A 17,567-nucleotide genomic window follows, 5' to 3' on the forward strand; every position below is an offset into this window, starting at 1 on the left:
CTCAGCCCATTCGCCGTATCTCTCCGTTCCCTGAGATACGGACCGCGTATTGCGTTGATCCGGCAGCGCCGACCGGGTCACCCGCTGAGATATCGACGTTGACGCCCAGAATTTGGGCACCATCGTCACTGAGAACTGGCTGAACGGAAAGAATGCGGGCCGACGGCTCCCACACAGACACAGCCTCAGAGACCATCTGCTCAAGCTGCGTCTGTCCGGCCAAGGGATCCCAGTCGAACATCACGTCGACCGTGGGGACGCCGAAGCTGGCCCGCATGACTCGCTGGGTCGGGAGCGTGGCGACCATTGCCCGCACTCGCTGCGAAAGCGACTTCACGGGATCCGTCACCGACGCCACTGCACCATCAGGACCGATACGGAACGGAATTGCCATCTGGCGCGTCATCACATACTCCCCACTCGCTCGACATAAAGTTGCCCATTTTGAACCAGAACGGATCCTGCTGTGTAGGAAGACACGTTCCAGTGAGGCACGATGGAAATCGAAGCGCCCGGCTTGGCGGTAGACACCAGGTAGCGATGACTCGACTGCTGCCGTGCCGAATTTGCACACGACAGTCCCCACTTGTCACTCGGCCCCTCTACGTAATCCCCCGTGATTTTCCATGTCATCCACGCCGTGCTTTCCGCACCAACGACGTTGCGTATCCGACCGCTGATCGTGACCCAGAACAAGCCGCTGTTCGGCACGGTGAGAGATATCGCAGGCCACTGGGCGTTGGTGAACGCCACCCAGGTCTGGGTGGGCGAGTACGAAGGCTCGGCCACCTGCACAGAGACCAGCGGGGGGAAGGGAGCCGGTGGTGCGGGCAGCGGGGGCAGATACGCCGGGTATGACTCGTCGCCTCCCTGGTAGGCGATCCACACCATCTCCCCCACCGCTGGCAAGCGCCCACCCGCTTGTACGGGCGGAGCCCAGCCGGAGACCGCGCGGCCCGACACCTGCGGAATCTGGAGCCGCACGCGGCGCTGGCCGAGCGGGTCGGCCGTGCTGACGACCTTGCCCTGACTCAGTCCGGAGATAGTCATGCTGTCCCCCCTCGTGCCACCCAACGCCCCCCGACCAGCGTGCTCGTGGTGAGTGGCAGCTCGGCCGGATCCATTCGTGTCAGGTCCGACGGCTGGTCGCGCCCCAGCTCCAGATCTGCGTAATAGGTCGACAGGGATCGGTCCAACTGGTTGAGCTCGATCCGATGATGCGCCGTGAGTACCATCCACCGGCCCTGGTACTGAGGCGCCAGCGCGGCCCCGCCCAGAGTGACCACACAGCCCGGCCCCAGCCGCACGTCCCCGTCCACAGTGGCAGTGCCGTGCACCCACCAGAGACTGCGCACCGCCGCCGCCTGGGTCACGGCGTCGGCCTCCGCGTACGACTCGGTGACATGGCGCGTGTCATACCGCTGCACCTGTGCAGGGACGCTCTGGGCCGTGGCGGAGTCCCACCGAGGCGCACTGTTCGTAGCCGCCGACACCACTCCGGAACGGGACAGTCCCACGGCGGTGTGCTGCGCGCGCAGCGCTCCTGAGGGATCGGTCTCACCAGCCACTGCCTGGAAGGACTGCATCGTGTCCTGGTGGCCCGGGAGCTGATGCTGGTTGAAGCGGGGTGAATGGCGCACCAGTGGCTGCCGGGGGTCGGTGAGGAACAACGTGGTGCCGTCGGCCGCCAGCCGCCAGCCGATTTCCTCCGCTCGCTCCTGAAGGAATGCGTAGTCGGACTGGAGTGCCTGCTGGCGCAGGGAGAAGACGCGCGGGTGGTCCGGCGCAACCACCGACAGGCCTGCCTCCTGTCCGATCTGCCGTGCCATGTAGGCGGCGGTGCAGGTGCGCCAGGTCCGTTCGCGCGCCGACTGCATGAGCTTTGTCGTGCCCAGCAATGTGTACCGGACGTCGATGGTCTGGCCACCCGCATAGCTCTGCCCGTCGGCTCTCGCGAGGATCTCCGGGGAGACGACGTATCCCACGAACTCCCGTGTCACGCCGGGCGCGGGCCCGTAGAGGATTCGCACGGCGGTGTTCTCCGCCCACCACAGGGAAGGCGGCAGGCCGTCGACAACGGCACGGAACCCGTCCGCGAGGAAGTACCGCACGGTCACCTGAGCCCACTCGTGCATTCCGTCCTCCCTGTGCACGTCCAGGCTCAGCACCATGGACTGGAGGAGTACCTCGGGACGGTGGATACGGACCCAGGGGCCCCACCGACTACGCCGAACCACGGGGCAGCCTCACGATCGTGCCCGGCTGGACCGCGAGCCAGTCCAGGAGCTCGGGGTTGGCCTGCGCAATGACCCAGCCCATGGTGTCGTCTCCGAACTGCCTGGCGGCGAGGAGATCCAGCCGGTCGCCTTCCCGCCAGGTGTAGTCGGAGACAGTCACACTCACGGCCCCAGGGCGCCGGGGCATGATCGTTTCCCTCGTGACGCCGTCACGCCCGGTAATGAGCGCTGTCGCGTTACTGGCGTACCGGGAATCAGCCCTGATTGCCATTTGCTCCCTTCCCTTCGTTCTACGCCGCTGATTCCACGTCTGAGTAGTCCGATTCCCACGAGTTCTGCGTCATCAGGTTCATTGAAACACCGACTACGCATCGCATAGGTACCATCATTTGCGAAAAATGCGTCCAGTCGATGTCGATGCTGCTTACGTATCCGTGGTAGGACAGCGAATCAACGCTCCCGAAGTACACCGTCACGGGGGTGAGAGGCATCGGACCAGGGTTGCTGTTGGAGATCAGGCTGGTCAGTCCGTCACTGCTGTGATCCACGTAGGGCGAGGTGGGAACTCCCGGCCGGAGTGGGGAATTGGTCACCGCGTTGTCCTTGGGCTGAATGATCCCGACAACCCGGTAGAGGGCGGCAATGTCCACCCACACGCCGTGCGTCTGCGGTACCCAGCCGGTGTAATCCCCCGCATTGGGCACCTGGGAGCCACCCCACATTTCATAGGTGCGGTCAAAAAGCAAGTTGAAACCGACAGTCGCAGAAAGAGGAATGTTCCAGTTCCCCTTGTCGAGCGGGTTCCGGTAGGCCTGCGGGGTAACCGAGACACTGCTTGCCACATCCGTCTGATGACTGACCTTCACAGACGGCGGGTTGTACAAGAAGTTCACCATATAAGGGACGTCGCCGACTCCCTTGTCCTGGATGATGAATCCTCGCGCAATACCAGTGGCGTGCCGGTTATTGACGGGCATCAGCTTTGTCAGTGTGCTGACACGGGGATCGAAAGGCGGGTTACCGATAGGCCGGGCCATTTACAGCCCCTTCCCGAGTCGCTTCATACGAGAATCCTCGGAAAGCGCTGTTGCGAAGCTACTCGCAGCCTTGGTGGCCACCGCTTCGCTCATTGCACCATTCACGACGAACTGCACCGAGCCGTTATGGAAGTTGAGGATGATCCCGCTGGCACCGGAAGGGCTGGACGAATCGCCCGCATCCCGAACCTTGACGACGTCCTTCATGAGAGCCGAACGGATTGTATCCGCCTTCGGCTTCTCAATGATCATTTCTCCCTTGTGGACCTGCGCAACATGGTCCTCAGGAATCTCCCACGCACCCACCGCATAACCCTTACGGGGCTTGTTGGGATTCGCCTGCTGCACTCGCGAGATGTCCCGGTACCGGGATTCAATGTAGTTCGCCGAGGCCGCAACCGACGCTGCCGGGTTCAGGGGGTCGTTCGGGAGGCTCTTCGCCCGATAGGCCTTGAACGTCGGGCCGATTACCTGCATGAGGCCCTTGGAAGGAGTCCCCCTGCGGGCGTTACTGTCCCACTTGTTGACAGCGTCCCTGCGGTAGTTCGACTCACGGTAGGCGATAGTGACCAGACCACGCGCCCACTTGGCCCCCGCCACACCGGCAGCCGACATTCCCCTCTTGACGGCCGACTGAACCCAGCCAGGCGGAGCCGGAATATCCTCGAAGGTCCCGTCGATCTTGCCCCATTTGTAGTTCCCAATGCTCGCAGCTCCCCCCGGATCCTCGTCGTCCTCGTTTCCGGTTCCGGTCGAGGAGTCACCCATCGGGCTGTTGAGCAGCGTGCTCCGCACACTGGCCAAAGCAGCAGTGACGGCTTCGACCTCCTCCGTAGACCCGTGCGCATCTGCCAGAACCATCGAGCCGGGGTCGCCCCCCGCATTTCCCGACTGCTGCTGCTGCTTGTTGTCGTCCTGCTCCCCGCCCGAGTCGTAAGACCCGACCGCCCCAGTGATCCGCCGGATCGCCTGGTACTTGCTATAAGTCGACGCGGGCACCACGCGAATGTTCAGCCCGGTACGCGGCGCCTCAACGATCTTGTTGTTACCGAGGTACATGACCACGTGCCCCGGATTGGGGAACATCAAGTCACCCGGCCGGGCATTCTTGAGACCCTTCACCGGCTTGCCCACGCCCATCTGCTGCTGTGACGTACGCGGGATCCGAACACCTGCCTTGCGGTAGGCGTGCTGCATGAGACCGGAACAGTCGAACGCGTCGGGCCCTACACCGCCCCACTGGTAGGGCTTGCCCACTTCGGCCAGGGCAGCGTTGATCGCACTTCCGGCTGACTTCCCGGACACCGTGGAGCCGCGCTTCGCCTGTGAGGACTTCTTCCCCTTCTTGGTGCTGTCACCGCCGCCGATACCGTCGTTGCTGGTGGTGCGGTCGTTGCTTCCGCCGAAGTTCTTGTAGATCCCGTAGCCCAGGCCGATGGCCCCACCGACAAGCGCACCTGCGCCCGTACCGACCACGGGAACGACAGAGCCGACTCCGGCACCCAGCAGGGCACCGCTGGCCGTGCTCGTGCCCACGCTCACGGCCTTCTTGCCGCCGGAGCTGTCCACGTTGTCCTCGACGACACCGCCAACACCGTTCACCGCCAGGGCGCCCAGGCCCCACAGACCGCCCCGTGCCGCCCCTGCTCCAACACGGGACACCATGGCGCCCCGCGTCCCTGCGACAGCGGCGCCTCCTGTTCCGGCGAGCGAGCGCATTCCCATCAGTCCGCCAGCCGCCGACAGCAGGCTTCCGCCGCCTCCGGCCATGCTCATTCCGGCCATCGCGCCAGCGGCGGACCCGACCGCCGGGCCAAAGACGCTGCCCCACCCCAGTGCCCCGCCAAGGAGCTGCTTGATGCCCGGCGTGTTGACGATGTTGTTCAACCAGTTATGGAATGTCTCCAGCGCCTCATTGGCACGCTTCACCGAGGGGCCGAGCTGGTCCAACAAGTCATTCACCGAGGATGTCTTGGCCGCGTCCTTGTCCTTCTGCGACTGGAGAATGCTGTTGGCGACCCCGAACTTCTTCAGCTTGTCCTCAGCCCTGCTTCCTGCCGCTCCACCGGCCGAGTAATCCGACAGCAGCTTGTCGAACTCACTGCCAGACAACCCGTTGTTCGCAGCAGTGTTCCGGCCCGTGATGTAGTCCTCAATGGTCTTCACCATCGAGGCGTCGCCACCCGCCGAATTCACATAGGCCTGAACGTTTGCGTGCAGGGATCCGTTCTGCCCCAGAGAGGCCTTCAGCTCCTGCGGAGAAATCGCGGCCTGCCCCTGAAACGTCCGCTGCATTACCGAATCGGTAAACGAACCCAGGGCATTCCGGTCTACGCCTCCGCCTCGGGACAGCAGCGGCTTGTAGCCATACATCAGCGCGCCATAGGTTCCCCGGTTCGACGTCAGCGTGCCGAGCGTGCCCGCCAGCTGGCTGGCGTTCGCCGTCGGATCGAGATACGCCATGTTCTTGATGTTCTGCATGTAGCCCGACATTTGCGGGTTCACCGCAGACGTCGAACCGGGCATCAGATCGGTGAAACCGGAATTCCGGGAGGCGATGAACGCTGCCGCCGTCGCATCCTGCCCACCCTGAGCCCAGTTGATGGTGTTCATGCCGGAGGAGCCGAACATTGCCTTACGCAGGTTGTTGACTGACGACCCGCTTGTCCCGTCGGCTCCCTGGACGCCGCCTCCGGCTATTGCAGCCCACTGGGCATAGTTGTCCAGAGGAACGCTGGCCTTGACGAGGGCCCCGCCCCAACTGCCCAGCCGGTTTGCGCCCCGCTGCACATTGTGGGCCAGGTTTTTCCAGTTGAACGGGGGACCTCCCCCGTTGTTCTCGCTACCGCCGGAAGCCTTACCAGTAGGACCCCAACCGCCGTGGAAGCGGGTGCTGTTCCACTGGTCGCTACGGTCGTCGTCAAGGTCCGTCAGCTCATCTCGGACGTTCTCCGACCGGGAGATCCGACCGGCGGCCGAGATTGTTGTGGTCCGGACCCGGGTGGAGAAGCCCCGCCCGTCTTCCCTCGGTGCCCGGACGGACGTTGTACGGACCGAGCTGCCGTCCGGGCCGCGCTCTTCGGTGAACGTCTCATTGCGCTCGTACCCGCCGGGCAGCGGCACGGTACGCGACCGGCTCGAAGACCAACCGCCGTCGGCCCGCGCATACGTCTCGTTCCGTGCAGTCCCAGGACGCCTCAGCGTGGCCGCGCCTTCCGGACCCGCCACAAACACACGGGAGCCCGTGCCGGACGACTCAGAACGGTACGCAGCCGCACCGGCACTGCGATAGGTGGAATAGCCTGTGGCCGCATTGATGGTGTTACCCGAGTTGATCCACCGAGTGCGCCGGGGAGACGAGCGGTGCAGGTCGTTTAGGCCCGCAGCCTGAGGTTCCTCGTCGTCTCCGGCAGCGATACCGGCAGCCCCCATCGGATCAACCGACGTGGTCCTACTCCGGCTGCTGCCACCGTTCCGGCGACGCCCCCCGCGTCCGCTACCGGAGGCCTTCTCCTCGCGCTCCTTGCGGAGCTCTGCGATGAGCTGCTCCTGTGCACGCGTGTTGGCATCGATGGAACGCTGGAGGCTGTTACTGCCCGCCCCCAGGATCCGACCGGCGCTGGGATCGAGGAGGGGTTCCCCCGAATTGCCAGTAGCCCGGCGGCCTTCGCTGTTCTCTTCCTCAGGCATTCAGGGTCGCCCTCCTCTCCAGTTCCCACAGGGCGAATTTCGCCCAATACCGCCTCTGGCGGATGGACATCGTTCTCATATCCCTGTACGTCCACCCGGACTTCACACGGGATATGGTGTCGATCTCGTCGTATACCGCTTCCAGGTCACTCTCCGCGAAACAGCTCCGGCATCGTCAGACTCAGCCGGACCTCCTTGCCACACGCCTCGTGATCGAAGCGAATGTCATCCAAAAGCGGTCCCGGCTGCGTGTCCGAGATGAACCGGATCAGCGTCTGCCGGTCAGCCACTGACAGCGCCTTTGCGAGCTCCGCTCCCGTGCGGCTGTCCTGGTTCTCGCCGGACTGCACACGCACCAGGCAGTTGCCGAGAAGAGCCGTGTTCCGCTCGGGAAGTGTGGCGTCTTCCTTGTCGAAGATCGCTTCCTGAGCAGCGCCGTCCGGCAGCCGAATGGTGGCCTTCCTGCCGTCGCGCAGCTCGACGTCGTACTCGTGACGCGGCTTCGGTTCCGTGATGCTGATTCGTTCGATCTTCGTCAGATCGACCCGGGCATCGAAGAACTCCTCGCAGTGGGGGCACTGCACGTTCTGCGCGGTGATGAACTTGCCGAACGTGGCGATGCGTACGCCGATCACGAGCTCGTCCCGGTCACCGATCAACAGCCGTCGCACCATCTTCGCTGTCGCCGGTTCGGCCCCGATTTGAACAACGGTCCGCTCCAGCAGGACTGTCAGCCAGCGTGCGAGCGAGCCCTTGACGCGGGCCAGCGCTTCCTCGTCCTCACCGGTCATCTCCCGGACCTGTGCGTGCGTGAGCAGCTCGCCGTCCCAGTACAGGCCGCCGCTGAGCTTTACTCGGTCGTCCTCAGGAGCGGGAATGACGGGGGCCTGCCCGACCGACTCTGCCAGCACCTGTGCGACCTGAGCATTCACTGCCTCAGGACTCGCAAGCGCGCCTTCTACCGAAATTGCCGAACCGCCAATGGAATCGAAATCCCACTGAGTATCCATGTTTTACTCCGTAATGAGTCGATCGGGATGCGGCCCGATGTCAGAAAGAGACCACCGAAGACGGCCCTGCGTTCTTGTTGGCCAGCTTGAATTCCCAGCCTTCGTGGGCAAGGCTAATCTGGTTCATGAGAACTCCGTTAGCTCCCGCGTCTAGCGACCCAAAGGCACAGCTGGTGGGCCAAGCACGGTAGATCCTCCACGCCGCCTTGACGGCCGCCTTCGACGTTGTCACCGGGTGGTCGATCAGGTAAATCGTGACCGTGGACCGGAAGTTCTTCGATCCGTCGTTGGAGCCGGTTCCCTGGACGGCCACAAAGATGTCATTTAGCCACTTCACCATGCCCTGATCGTTCTTCGAAGCAACGACTCCCTTACTCAGGGTAATAGGGGCGAAGTCACTCTGGCCAGGAAGCTTTTGCGTAGTAGTATTGTGCCCGCCTTGACGGTATGAAATGACGTCAGTGGTGACCGAAAGTCCGTCCACCGACATGAACCCGAACTGCGGGCTCAGGTCACTCAGATGCGGGTTATCGAAGAACACCCGAAACTTGAAATTCCGGAGGGGATCCGATTCCAATGTCGATCGGGAGTCGGACTGCGTAACCATTCCAGTTGCCATGTGCGTAGCTCCTTTAGCTCGTCAGGCTGTCGCCAGAAGTGGCACCAGAGGCGATCTGGCCGATCTTGATGACAATGAATTCGGCAGGCGTGTTGAGCGCCACCCCTACCTCAATGTTGACGATGCCGTTTGCCACGCTGTTTTCGGTGTTGTTCGTGGCGTCGCACAGAACGTAAAACGCCTCCCCCGCCGTTGCTCCCCGAAGAACCCTCGCCTGCTGAAGCGCCGCCAGCTGGTCAGTGAGAAGGCTCGTCAACTGGCTCCACAGATCCTCGGAGTTCGGCCGGAACACGGCGAAGTTCGTCGTCTCGATGCACAGCCGCGTTACATACATCAGCGTGCGTCGAATGGCGACGTACCGGTCCGGCATGCCGCCCTTGAGCGTGCGAGACCCCATCGGCACGAGACCCGAAGCGCCGGGAACCGCCCGGATCACGTTGATCCCGACCTCGTTCAGCGTGTCCAGGTCAGCATTCTGGAATCGGACCTCAGGGGCCACCGCGCCCTGAATCGGGTACGAGACGCCAGCTGCCGACTGCTGGGTACCGGCGTCCGCATCGGCCTGGCTGAACAGCCCCAGTATGGCGCCGCCAGGAGGCAGCAGCCTCGTCGCCCCTACCGCCTGCGCACTCGGATCCCGGAAATGGAGCCAGGGGCCGTAGACTGCTGCGTAGCTCGACGAGGTGTAGGGCGTGCCGGTGCTCGTGCCCAACGGGGAGACATTCTTGAAGTTTGTGACTGTGTCCGCATAGGTGACTGCGGCCTGCGGGCTGTCGACCACGACGAACCGCGACCCCGAGCTCTGCGCCCACGAGATCACGGGGTTGATGATCAGCGGGTCAGTGACCCCCGGAAGGTTGACATTCAGCAGCGGCTCTACTGCGTCCAGGAGCTGTGTGGCCGCAAGCAGGTCCGGCGTGGCCGTGCCGTCCAGCCCTCCGGCCAGCGGGGTCGCCACCTGGTCACCAGGGGTCTGCTTGCTCGTCCACGCCGCAGGCCCCGTGTACTTGGCGGCTATGTAGCGGCTGCCCTGCTCTGCTGTAGCCCCCACCATCGCTACCAGGTTGCGGGGGTCCGCCGGATTCAGCGACACGTCTACGTAGCTCTCGACAGGAGCGGACGTCGCCGACCCCTCACGGACGTAGAGGTTGAACCGACCCGCAGTAACGTCGCTCACGGTCACACTGATCAGCAGCTGGTTGCCCGACGCACCAGGTGCCAGAGCACTCAGCGTCAGCACGTTGGCCGGAGTGGCCTGCACGTCCTTCAGCGAGACGGAGGCTACGACCGCGTCGGCCGCCACCGCCCGAACCACATAGGCCTGCCCACCGCCGTTCGACAGGTACGAGAACACCGCGTAGGGAAGCAGGTCGGCGCCGCTGCCGAAGCCACCGAAGCGTGCCTTCCAGTCCGCCCAGGACGTAATCAGCGTCGGTCCCACCGGACCAGCCGAGAACTCGCCGACGAAAGCGGCTACTGCCTGTCCCGGCACGTTCGGTGTATTCACGAGCGGGGAAAGCGTTTCGGAGACGAAGACGCCCGGACGCCCGGTAGTAAGTACAGCCATTTGAACTCCTCAATCAGCCCGGCTGACCGGGTACGTAGGGATCTACTTCCAGGTCGACCTTCTCCACGGTCGGCAGGATCTCCGGGTCGCCCAGAAGGAACAGCTCGGTCGATACCCGAATACGGTACGTGGCGGTAAAGAGACGCTTCCCGTCCGAATCTCGCCCCGCCCCCATTTCCGGTCCACCCATGAGATCGAGCCTGCGTACCGTGTTGTCCTGCGGGACAGCCAGAAATCCGAAACGTTCTGGCAGGTACTCAAACCGGGCCAGTCGCGAAACCAATTCGGTGCGATGCTGCAAGGACCGGCAGTACAGCTGCACCTGATAGTCAATGTCGTGCGGGACGGGAAACTCGGCGAAATAAGGACCTACTGAAGGGTCAAATCCCTCCGGCAATGTGCCGACTTCAACGTACCCTCGATGCTCTCGTTCCTGAGCGCGCTCCACTGCAATCTGCGTTAGCAGAATCAGCGGGTACGTCACGTCCTCGAACTCGTCCTCAGGAACCGTGAATCGCACGTCAACAAGAATCGGTCTGGTTACGGTAGAGACATCCACCTTCAGCCCGGACAGCTTCGACTTCAGTGCGCCATCCTCATTCAGCAACCAGGGCATTAGAGATCTCCCTCTGACCACAAGAGAACTCGCACACCTGCTGCTGCTGCTGACCCCGGCATTATCCCTCTCAAGGCACCAGAAACGATTGTCACCCCAAGAATGACACGAACCAGGTGAACACTTATAAGGACAACCAGCCAGCAGACCCCTGCTCAACATTTCGAGAGAACCTACGCGGAACCACCCGTCCCTTACCGCCGAAAACGAGCGATGGCCTGCGGGTCAACTGCGTATTGAGCAAAGAGAGGATCGTTTGCGACCTCGTCCGACTTCAGCTGTGCGGCATTGATTTCAACGACGACGTCAGAACGCTGGATTTGCCCCTGAATTTTCATGGACAGGACACGGAACAGCTTTCCGTCATAAGCAACTCGATCCCGCAGATAGGCCGCCGTTCTCAGGTCAGCATGTGTGAGTCCGACGCGGGAGATCTGACGGAATCCACACGTGACGCGCAAGGAGTCGTTGGTGTAGAACCCACCCTCGTGCAGCTCGTCCCCTCCGTACCCGTGGATGACATCCAACACCGGGATTTCATGCGGCCCAATGAACTGCCTTCCCACCTCCGACGCCTCGTCATAGACAGGGTGCCGCTGGGACTTCTTGTAGTCGAAGCGCCAGTAGGTCACCTGGTCGCCATACGCGGGCTGATAGCCTCTCAGACCGTCACCGATCTGCTGCGTCTCGACTTCCGCCGACCAGCGTCCCCTCTTCCAGTCGAGGCGTGACATTTCACCACCACCCCCAGTAGGCAATCGACGGAATCCCGGACGCGTCCTCGTCCTGGGAATCCACTGATGGCACCTTGCGCGTCGGAAGTGAGTGGTCGTCGTACTCCTTGGCCTTGAAGAGAGGCACCAGGCGCCCTGTCGTCCGCGATACACGCCGGAGATCGAACATTTCGATCCGCCCCAAGCCGACATTCAGCTGGGCACAGAGATCCCGATAGCGCTCCTCCACCAGCGAAATCTGGCTGATGATCTGTTCGTACCGCTGGCGCCGCGAAATCTGGGTGCCGTCAGGGGTCGACACGTCCACATCGCCCGCCGCGTCCGTCGCCAGGACCCACAGAGCGTTGAGCGTCACAAGCAGGGCGACCGGCAACTCTTCGACAGGAGGCAGCGTCTCCAATGTCACGGCCTCGTCGCGGTACCGGATGAACCCGTGCTCGTCTCGGTACCGCGACCGGATGGTGCGACCCTTCGTGTGCTGAAGCAGGGCTTCAGTGAGCAGCTGCTCCAAGTCCTCGTCCGAGAACATGCCGCCGCCGGATCCCGTGATCGTCAGTGTCATCCCGTCGGGAAGCGGAGCGTAGGAGGTACCGAGGAGGATTCGACCGATGCGGGCGTCCAGTGTGTAGTCCCCGGGCGCGGTGAGCTCCGTCGTTCCGCTGGCATCCGTGATCGAGACCAGGAGGTCGCTGACGTTGATTGCAGACAGGTCGTACTGGTCCAGCTCCCCAGTTCCGATGAACACGTCCCGAAACTTGGACCCGAAATCGCCCAGCTCGGTGCGAGTCCGCCGCAGAATGCTGGCCCGGTCAGCCACCCAAACCACTCCTTACGCATTGGCTGAGAATGAGTAAGGAGTGCGAGGGGCCGTTGTAGAGGGATTACCCCAGAGACATAGAAAGGGCGCCAGCAGGGATCTGGAGCGACTCGTTCTGCGCTGCCTGCCCAGCGACGTCGAACTGCCACGTCATCAGGATCTCGTCGCTCTTCTGATCAAGCAGCGACATTTCATCGCAGTAGACAGTCTGGGCTGCCGCGCTCGCCGTTATGCGGTAGGCGACCTTCGCCTTCGTGGCATTGACTCGGCGCAGCGTGGCATTTCGCGTCACTTCGACCCAGGTGTTGGCTGCCACGGATGTGGGTGCCCCTGTGGTCGTTGTAATAAGAGCACCCGCTGCGTCGTACCACTCGATCTCGACAAGAACCGGAGTGCTGGCGACTGACGTGTAGACCCAGATTCCGGCTTTGTAGAGATGATCTACCTGCACCGGGAAGAATTCCGTCGAGCGAATCCGAATGTCGCCCGACGCGGTGGACTGGACGGCCATGGATGCAGCACCAGCCTTGGCCTGTGTAGTCGACCTGGACTGGGTGCCGTTCGAAGTGAGTACTTCCCAGCCAGAGGTACTCGTCTCACTTCCCGCCGTATTAACGGGCATGATATTGGCAGTAGTGACGGGAGCTCCGGTGCCGATCAGGGCGCAGTGTGTCACCGGAAAGCCCAGGCCGCCGCTGGCCGTGAAGGGGCCAAACAGAACGTTTCCCGAGTTCTCGATCCGCGCTGGCTGACCGGCGACGGGGGCTGTTGCAGCCGAGAATGCCACCGACTGCCGGAAGTAGCCTGCGGCAGCTGCCTCCTCGGTGAGGTCAGTGGCGTGGGATCCCGCAGTTGGCGCCGTGGTCAGCAGGGCCAACGACACCGTCTGCGGCACCGGGCTCAGGTCCAATGAGCGTCCGGTCATGTAGTTCAATGCAGCCTTGGCAGCCTTGGATGAAATTCCGCCCGCCACTATTCAGCGCCCCCGGCAAAAACGAACATGAGCCGAAAGTCGGGCTCCGGATAGGCGAGCAGGCGATTCTGCTCGATCTGGGCCCAGTTGCCGGTCTCATCGTAGCCCCAGTCCGTGTACGTATACCGGGAGACGACCGTGTAATCGTCGGTCGGAGAGTAGTAATCGTCTGGAGACAGGTAGAGATAGATCTTGACCTGGGAACCCGCAGGAATAGCGCCGAGACCGACGCCGAGATCGCTGATCAGTTCCCAGGTATCCCCGACGACAATTTCCGAGGGCGGCGGAGTAGACATTAGGCCCAGACCAGACCCTTCTCCAGGAGGTGCTCAGCCACGTGCGTCGGCAGGTCGTACGTGCGGCCCTCCTCAAGGTTGTAGTAGTTACCTACGCCGATCGTGGCCTCAACGTCTGCCGTTGCCTTCACGCGCATCTTGGAGCGCTTGACCTCGACGGTGACCCCGTCCTTCTCGACGGTCTCCTTTTCCGGTCCCGAAAGGTCGATCGGCTGAAGCTTGTCGGCATCACTGGACGCCTGAAGCATGGTGAGCTGCCGCGACTTCTCGGCAAGCTCGTCGGCATGCTTCGCCTGAAGCTCGGCGGACTTGTTTCCGGTCAGATCACCAGCGCGCTTACGAGGAGGCATGAGGTACTCCGGTTCTTTGCATGAAGGGGTATTCCAGGTCAAGCCTGGCAGGAGCTGGGGAAACAGTGGTAACCAGCGCTGGGCCTCACAGTCGTGCCCCTGCAAGGCCCCTACAACTGGGTTAATTCGTCTCCGAGATAACCACCGCCTGGTCGGTGATCAAGCCGAGGCCCCAGATGGAATACCAAGCCAAGGCGTGCTCGCGGCCGAAATCGAGAACTCCGCCGTCTCGCAATTCCACCGGAAGGGAGATCGCGTGGCCGAACGCATTGTCGCCCACGGTAATGGCCTGATAAACCGGCGCCGGAGTCGTCGAGTTACCGTTGGCGACCTGCGTCACCTGGGTAGTTTCAATGAACACGTTGTCATTGATCCGGCCGATCTCGCCGAGCATGAAATTCCCCGGCTGAGCATACTTTGTGACCTCAATCCATTCGGGATCATCACGCAGGCGCCGCGACTGATGCGGGTGCACGAACGTCACGTAGCTGTCCCCTAGCCTCGGGACATTTTTGGTTGCGAGAGTTTCGGTAACGTCCTTGGTCAGGGCGGCAGTGAAGTCATGCGTGCCGGTCAGGCCAGCCCGGTTCGGAGCCGCAGTACCTCGGTCATACGGCGAGAGCGGGGACCGCTGCGCCTCGGTGAGGGCGAACTTGTCGTAGCCGTACAGGACGCTGGAGGCCTGGAGCAGGGTGTCCCGGGCCTGAGCGTCGAGGTACATTGCCATGTTGCGTCCGAGAAGGCGTGAAGCCGTCGCCATCACGTCGTCAAACGACGAGTTGAGCAGGAGCTCAGACACGGCGATTGCCATGCCATGCTCCGCGACAGTAACGGAGAACATGGACGCTGCCAGCGCGTTTGTCTCCATCCGCACACCTTCAACGAGCTGTCGTGCAGCCGGGAGGTTGTTGTACCGAGCGAAGTTGACCGTCAGGCCGGGCTGGACGCCGAGCTCCGTCTTCTTAATTGCAAACTGTTCGAAGCGAAGGATCGGCATCGACTGAAAGAGGATCTCCTTGCTCCACACGGTCTGGATGACCGGGCTGAGCTGGGAGTTGGCGCCGGAGTAGTTGGTGGGGTTCGCCGAGAGGAACGGCGTACCGGTGATGGCGTTTGCCATTTCAGGTCCTTAGGGGTTCGTGACGATTAGCCGTACAGGCCTCGGTTGCGTGCGTCACCCTGTCCCATGAACTGGCCCCGGATCTTCTCCGCGTATTCCTTCATCGACATATTGGCGATGTCCTGCGCGGAGTAGTTCTGCGTGTTCGGGAGCATGTCCATGGGTCCGGCCGTGTTGAAGCCGGACGGGGAGACACCCTGCTGCTGTGCGCCGAGCTGCTGCTGTGTGCCACGAACCTTTTCTGCGATTGCTGCGCTCTTCGCCTTGAGACGCTCAATGGAGGCATCGACCTCCTCAGCGGTATTTCCGTCCACCAGGTCCAGGAGCTCAGGAGCGATGTTGCTGCTCTCTTCCTGGATTCGCCGCTGGGTGTAGTCACGGAGCTGCGCGAACTCCTTCTCCTTCGCGAGGAGCTGACGGTCGGTCTCGCGCTCCTTGACCAAGTCGGCAAGCTTGGCTTCCCATTCCGCGTTCCTCTTGTCGAGGAGCTCCTTGGCGGAGAGCTCCGCCTCGGCCTTGGCGCGGGCTTCTTCCTCCGCCTTGGTCTGTGCGGCCAGAGTGGCGGCCTCTCGGTCCTCACGCTCCTTGCGCAGGGCTTCCAGCTCGGATGCCATGGTCGGGAGAGTGCTGGTCTGCTCGCGCAGGCGCTCCAGCTCCGCGTAGAGCTTGTCCTTCTCCTGCTGGCGCACCCGGGCGAGGTCTGCCTCGGTATAGGTCGCTGCGGTCGAAGGAGCGGTCTGGGGGGCGGTGGAAGTGTTCTCAGCCGGAGGGGTGGGAACGGTCATTATCTCGACTCCTGTGCCGGGTTATTCTCCGAATTTCGGCGCGGCAGGGTTCGAGTCCCGTGGGCCTGTGTCACGAGTTCTGTAAGGACTTTGTGTGCGTCATTCTGTGGCGCGAGCCCCAAGTTCATGGGGCTGGTTGCCGGTTGCCCTTCACTCGCGGGAGTGGCAGGCGGTGGCGGGGTTACGCCTTCCGGCGGAATTCCCGTCTCCTGGAGAATAACAGAGTTGATCTGTGCCCTTAGCATATCGAGGGCGCCCTGCTCCTCGACGTCCTGGACCAGCTCCTGGTAGATCTCCTGCATCTTCTCGTCGGGGAATTCCTCACCGAGTGCCTTGAGAGCGCCCCGCTTGGATTCCAGGCCGAGTTCCATCATGATCTGGATTTCGTTGAGTTTGACGAGTACGTCGACCGGGAGCGGCTCAGGCCATTCGCAGGTGGTCAGGTAGACTTCGAAATCTGCGGGATCTATCTCCGCGTCCTGATCGGTGTGGCGGATCCCTTCGGTGTCTGGGTCGTACCGGAGCATCTCGGGCTCGAAGAGGAATAGAGTACGCAGGGCGATTTCATTGATCCGCTTCAAACCGGTCTCGTAGACCATCTTCTTGATGTTGTACCGGTGCATCATCGGCTGGTACTGAATGGCCAAGGCCACCCCGGCCGTATTCGACACAGCTTGAACCTGTCCGAGTGCCGTTTCCGGAACACCAGTCATCTCGTGCATCATGCGCTTTAGCTGGTCGAGCAGGGCAATGGGGCCATCGAGGTCTACAAGGCCGTCCAGATTACTGATGGACGCATCCTTGTTGGGTATGGACCAAACTTTCTTGGCTCCACGCTCCAGGTTGCTTGCTTTCGCGCCCAGCACGACAGTTACGGGCTCTGCGTGATACGCCACGATCTCCGAGATCTGCGTCGCGGTTTCGTTGTACTGCCGGTTCAGTGCAAGAATGTCCTGCATGTCGGACAGGCCCCACGGCGATCCGGGTACCGGCATATTCGGGATATGCACAATAGGGATCTGGCCGAGTGGGTTGGGCCGGGGATTCTGGATTCCCTCGCCTTCGATCAGCTGGTCGTTTATGAACTCGCTGATCGTGTCGTCTGTGATCACTTCCGTGTAGGTGAACGCCTGCCGCGTCCCATCGCTCCCGATTCCCCAGAAGCGGTACTTCAGCTTGAACCTGATCAGCCGCTCACGGTCGTGTGGGTGCCATTCGGGAAAGCAGTGTGCCGAGTTCAGAGGGAGAATTCGAACGCGAGCCGGGTGGTCATTTCCAGCCGGATCCTTGTACCCCGGGTCATAGGCCACCTTGATGAAGGCGTCCCCGGAAACGGAGCCTTGAAGCCCCATTTCCCAGATCAGCGCCTTCTTGTTGTTGTCGATCTCCCAAATACGCTTCAGCAGGGCAGGGATGACGTGCTCATGCTTCTTGGATTCGGCACCGAAGTGGACGCCGCGACCGAAGGAGAAGTTGACGGCGTATTCGGTAAGGGCTCGCGCGTAGTTCGCGGTGACCTGAGTTTCGCCGGGTGCGGCGCGATACGCCCACATGTAGCCGAGGTAGGCGGCCCAGTAGGAGGCGTAGCGGGACATGCGCTGTCCGTGGACTTCAAATTCTTCATCCGAGAGCTCGATTAGGCCCAGGGGGCTTACTGATACTGCGAGGTCGCTCGCTGCTGCACGCATGGCGGGCGGCGCAAAGGAGATCGACATT

18 protein-coding genes are annotated in these 17,567 nt (G+C 62.3%); all 18 read right to left on the minus strand.

Annotated features, from left to right (window positions below; all coding sequences use genetic code 11):
- Nucleotide 1 precedes the first annotated feature (1 nt).
- The 18 genes from ACIOHC_RS35960 to ACIOHC_RS36045 all read right to left on the minus strand — a co-directional run bounded on the left by ACIOHC_RS35960 (nt 2) and on the right by ACIOHC_RS36045 (nt 17,566).
- Nucleotides 2-406, minus strand: coding sequence for a GPW/gp25 family protein (locus ACIOHC_RS35960; RefSeq protein ID WP_401845705.1), 405 nt, complete (start codon nt 404-406; stop codon nt 2-4).
- The gene (locus tag ACIOHC_RS35965; protein ID WP_401845707.1) at nt 406-1,050 is read right to left on the minus strand and encodes a phage baseplate assembly protein V; all 645 of its coding nucleotides are present in this window, start codon (nt 1,048-1,050) and stop codon (nt 406-408) included. Before ACIOHC_RS35965 ends, ACIOHC_RS35960 begins: the two co-directional genes overlap by 1 nt.
- Nucleotides 1,047-2,135 carry a hypothetical protein gene (locus tag ACIOHC_RS35970; RefSeq protein ID WP_401845709.1) on the minus strand — a complete coding sequence of 363 codons (1,089 nt, stop codon included), beginning with the start codon at nt 2,133-2,135 and terminating at the stop codon, nt 1,047-1,049. Before ACIOHC_RS35970 ends, ACIOHC_RS35965 begins: the two co-directional genes overlap by 4 nt.
- Before the next feature lie 88 nt (nt 2,136-2,223).
- Nucleotides 2,224-2,403: a hypothetical protein gene (locus ACIOHC_RS35975; protein WP_401845710.1), complete on the minus strand. Its 180-nt coding sequence runs from the start codon at nt 2,401-2,403 to the stop codon at nt 2,224-2,226.
- Nucleotides 2,404-2,527: 124 nt separating this feature from the next.
- Nucleotides 2,528-3,274 carry a hypothetical protein gene (locus ACIOHC_RS35980; RefSeq protein ID WP_401845712.1) on the minus strand — a complete coding sequence of 249 codons (747 nt, stop codon included), beginning with the start codon at nt 3,272-3,274 and terminating at the stop codon, nt 2,528-2,530.
- Nucleotides 3,275-6,964, minus strand: coding sequence for an NlpC/P60 family protein (locus tag ACIOHC_RS35985; RefSeq protein ID WP_401845713.1), 3,690 nt, complete (start codon nt 6,962-6,964; stop codon nt 3,275-3,277).
- A 146-nt stretch (nt 6,965-7,110) separates the two neighbouring features.
- Complete coding sequence (locus ACIOHC_RS35990; protein WP_401845715.1) at nt 7,111-7,974, minus strand: hypothetical protein; 864 nt, start codon at nt 7,972-7,974, stop codon at nt 7,111-7,113.
- Between the two features lie 40 nt (nt 7,975-8,014).
- Nucleotides 8,015-8,593 (minus strand): phage tail protein, encoded by a 579-nt coding sequence (locus tag ACIOHC_RS35995; protein WP_401845718.1) that lies wholly within the window; start codon nt 8,591-8,593, stop codon nt 8,015-8,017.
- Nucleotides 8,594-8,606: 13 nt separating this feature from the next.
- Nucleotides 8,607-10,160 (minus strand): hypothetical protein, encoded by a 1,554-nt coding sequence (locus tag ACIOHC_RS36000; RefSeq protein WP_401845720.1) that lies wholly within the window; start codon nt 10,158-10,160, stop codon nt 8,607-8,609.
- 13 nt (nt 10,161-10,173) lie between these two features.
- On the minus strand, nt 10,174-10,776 hold the full coding sequence (locus ACIOHC_RS36005; RefSeq protein WP_401845723.1) for a hypothetical protein: 603 nt from the start codon (nt 10,774-10,776) through the stop codon (nt 10,174-10,176).
- A gap of 194 nt (nt 10,777-10,970) precedes the next feature.
- Nucleotides 10,971-11,510 (minus strand): hypothetical protein, encoded by a 540-nt coding sequence (locus tag ACIOHC_RS36010; protein ID WP_401845725.1) that lies wholly within the window; start codon nt 11,508-11,510, stop codon nt 10,971-10,973.
- A 1-nt stretch (nt 11,511) separates the two neighbouring features.
- Nucleotides 11,512-12,327, minus strand: a complete 816-nt coding sequence (locus ACIOHC_RS36015) for a hypothetical protein (protein WP_401845728.1) — start codon at nt 12,325-12,327, stop codon at nt 11,512-11,514.
- 64 nt (nt 12,328-12,391) lie between these two features.
- Complete coding sequence (locus ACIOHC_RS36020) at nt 12,392-13,252, minus strand: hypothetical protein (RefSeq protein WP_401845730.1); 861 nt, start codon at nt 13,250-13,252, stop codon at nt 12,392-12,394.
- Between the two features lie 47 nt (nt 13,253-13,299).
- Nucleotides 13,300-13,596, minus strand: coding sequence for a hypothetical protein (locus ACIOHC_RS36025; protein WP_401845733.1), 297 nt, complete (start codon nt 13,594-13,596; stop codon nt 13,300-13,302).
- Complete coding sequence (locus ACIOHC_RS36030) at nt 13,596-13,946, minus strand: hypothetical protein (RefSeq protein WP_401845735.1); 351 nt, start codon at nt 13,944-13,946, stop codon at nt 13,596-13,598. The genes ACIOHC_RS36025 and ACIOHC_RS36030 overlap by 1 nt, the downstream gene beginning before the upstream one ends.
- Nucleotides 13,947-14,067: 121 nt before the next feature.
- Nucleotides 14,068-15,066 (minus strand): N4-gp56 family major capsid protein, encoded by a 999-nt coding sequence (locus ACIOHC_RS36035; protein WP_401845737.1) that lies wholly within the window; start codon nt 15,064-15,066, stop codon nt 14,068-14,070.
- 26 nt (nt 15,067-15,092) lie between these two features.
- Nucleotides 15,093-15,851: a hypothetical protein gene (locus tag ACIOHC_RS36040; RefSeq protein ID WP_401845739.1), complete on the minus strand. Its 759-nt coding sequence runs from the start codon at nt 15,849-15,851 to the stop codon at nt 15,093-15,095.
- The gene (locus ACIOHC_RS36045) at nt 15,851-17,566 is read right to left on the minus strand and encodes a phage portal protein (RefSeq protein WP_401845740.1); all 1,716 of its coding nucleotides are present in this window, start codon (nt 17,564-17,566) and stop codon (nt 15,851-15,853) included. Before ACIOHC_RS36045 ends, ACIOHC_RS36040 begins: the two co-directional genes overlap by 1 nt.
- Between the last annotated feature and the right edge of the window lies 1 nt (nt 17,567).

The sequence above is a fragment of the Streptomyces sp. NPDC088252 genome, from assembly GCF_044740965.1.
GTDB lineage: Bacteria > Actinomycetota > Actinomycetes > Streptomycetales > Streptomycetaceae > Streptomyces.

Bases quoted from the DNA above. Each gene is read 5' to 3' on its own strand.
- ACIOHC_RS35980 (WP_401845712.1), bottom strand. From the start codon at position 3,274: ATGGCCCGGCCTATCGGTAACCCGCCTTTCGATCCCCGTGTCAGCACA.
- ACIOHC_RS35960 (WP_401845705.1), bottom strand. From the start codon at position 406: ATGACGCGCCAGATGGCAATTCCGTTCCGTATCGGTCCTGATGGTGCA.
- ACIOHC_RS36040 (WP_401845739.1), bottom strand. From the start codon at position 15,851: ATGACCGTTCCCACCCCTCCGGCTGAGAACACTTCCACCGCCCCCCAG.
- ACIOHC_RS36010 (WP_401845725.1), bottom strand. From the start codon at position 11,510: ATGTCACGCCTCGACTGGAAGAGGGGACGCTGGTCGGCGGAAGTCGAG.
- ACIOHC_RS36045 (WP_401845740.1), bottom strand. From the start codon at position 17,566: ATGTCGATCTCCTTTGCGCCGCCCGCCATGCGTGCAGCAGCGAGCGAC.
- ACIOHC_RS36000 (WP_401845720.1), bottom strand. From the start codon at position 10,160: ATGGCTGTACTTACTACCGGGCGTCCGGGCGTCTTCGTCTCCGAAACG.
- ACIOHC_RS35990 (WP_401845715.1), bottom strand. From the start codon at position 7,974: ATGGATACTCAGTGGGATTTCGATTCCATTGGCGGTTCGGCAATTTCG.
- ACIOHC_RS35985 (WP_401845713.1), bottom strand. From the start codon at position 6,964: ATGCCTGAGGAAGAGAACAGCGAAGGCCGCCGGGCTACTGGCAATTCG.
- ACIOHC_RS36020 (WP_401845730.1), bottom strand. From the start codon at position 13,252: ATGACCGGACGCTCATTGGACCTGAGCCCGGTGCCGCAGACGGTGTCG.
- ACIOHC_RS35995 (WP_401845718.1), bottom strand. From the start codon at position 8,593: ATGGCAACTGGAATGGTTACGCAGTCCGACTCCCGATCGACATTGGAA.
- ACIOHC_RS36005 (WP_401845723.1), bottom strand. From the start codon at position 10,776: ATGCCCTGGTTGCTGAATGAGGATGGCGCACTGAAGTCGAAGCTGTCC.
- ACIOHC_RS35970 (WP_401845709.1), bottom strand. From the start codon at position 2,135: ATGCACGAGTGGGCTCAGGTGACCGTGCGGTACTTCCTCGCGGACGGG.
- ACIOHC_RS36025 (WP_401845733.1), bottom strand. From the start codon at position 13,596: ATGTCTACTCCGCCGCCCTCGGAAATTGTCGTCGGGGATACCTGGGAA.
- ACIOHC_RS36030 (WP_401845735.1), bottom strand. From the start codon at position 13,946: ATGCCTCCTCGTAAGCGCGCTGGTGATCTGACCGGAAACAAGTCCGCC.
- ACIOHC_RS35965 (WP_401845707.1), bottom strand. From the start codon at position 1,050: ATGACTATCTCCGGACTGAGTCAGGGCAAGGTCGTCAGCACGGCCGAC.
- ACIOHC_RS36035 (WP_401845737.1), bottom strand. From the start codon at position 15,066: ATGGCAAACGCCATCACCGGTACGCCGTTCCTCTCGGCGAACCCCACC.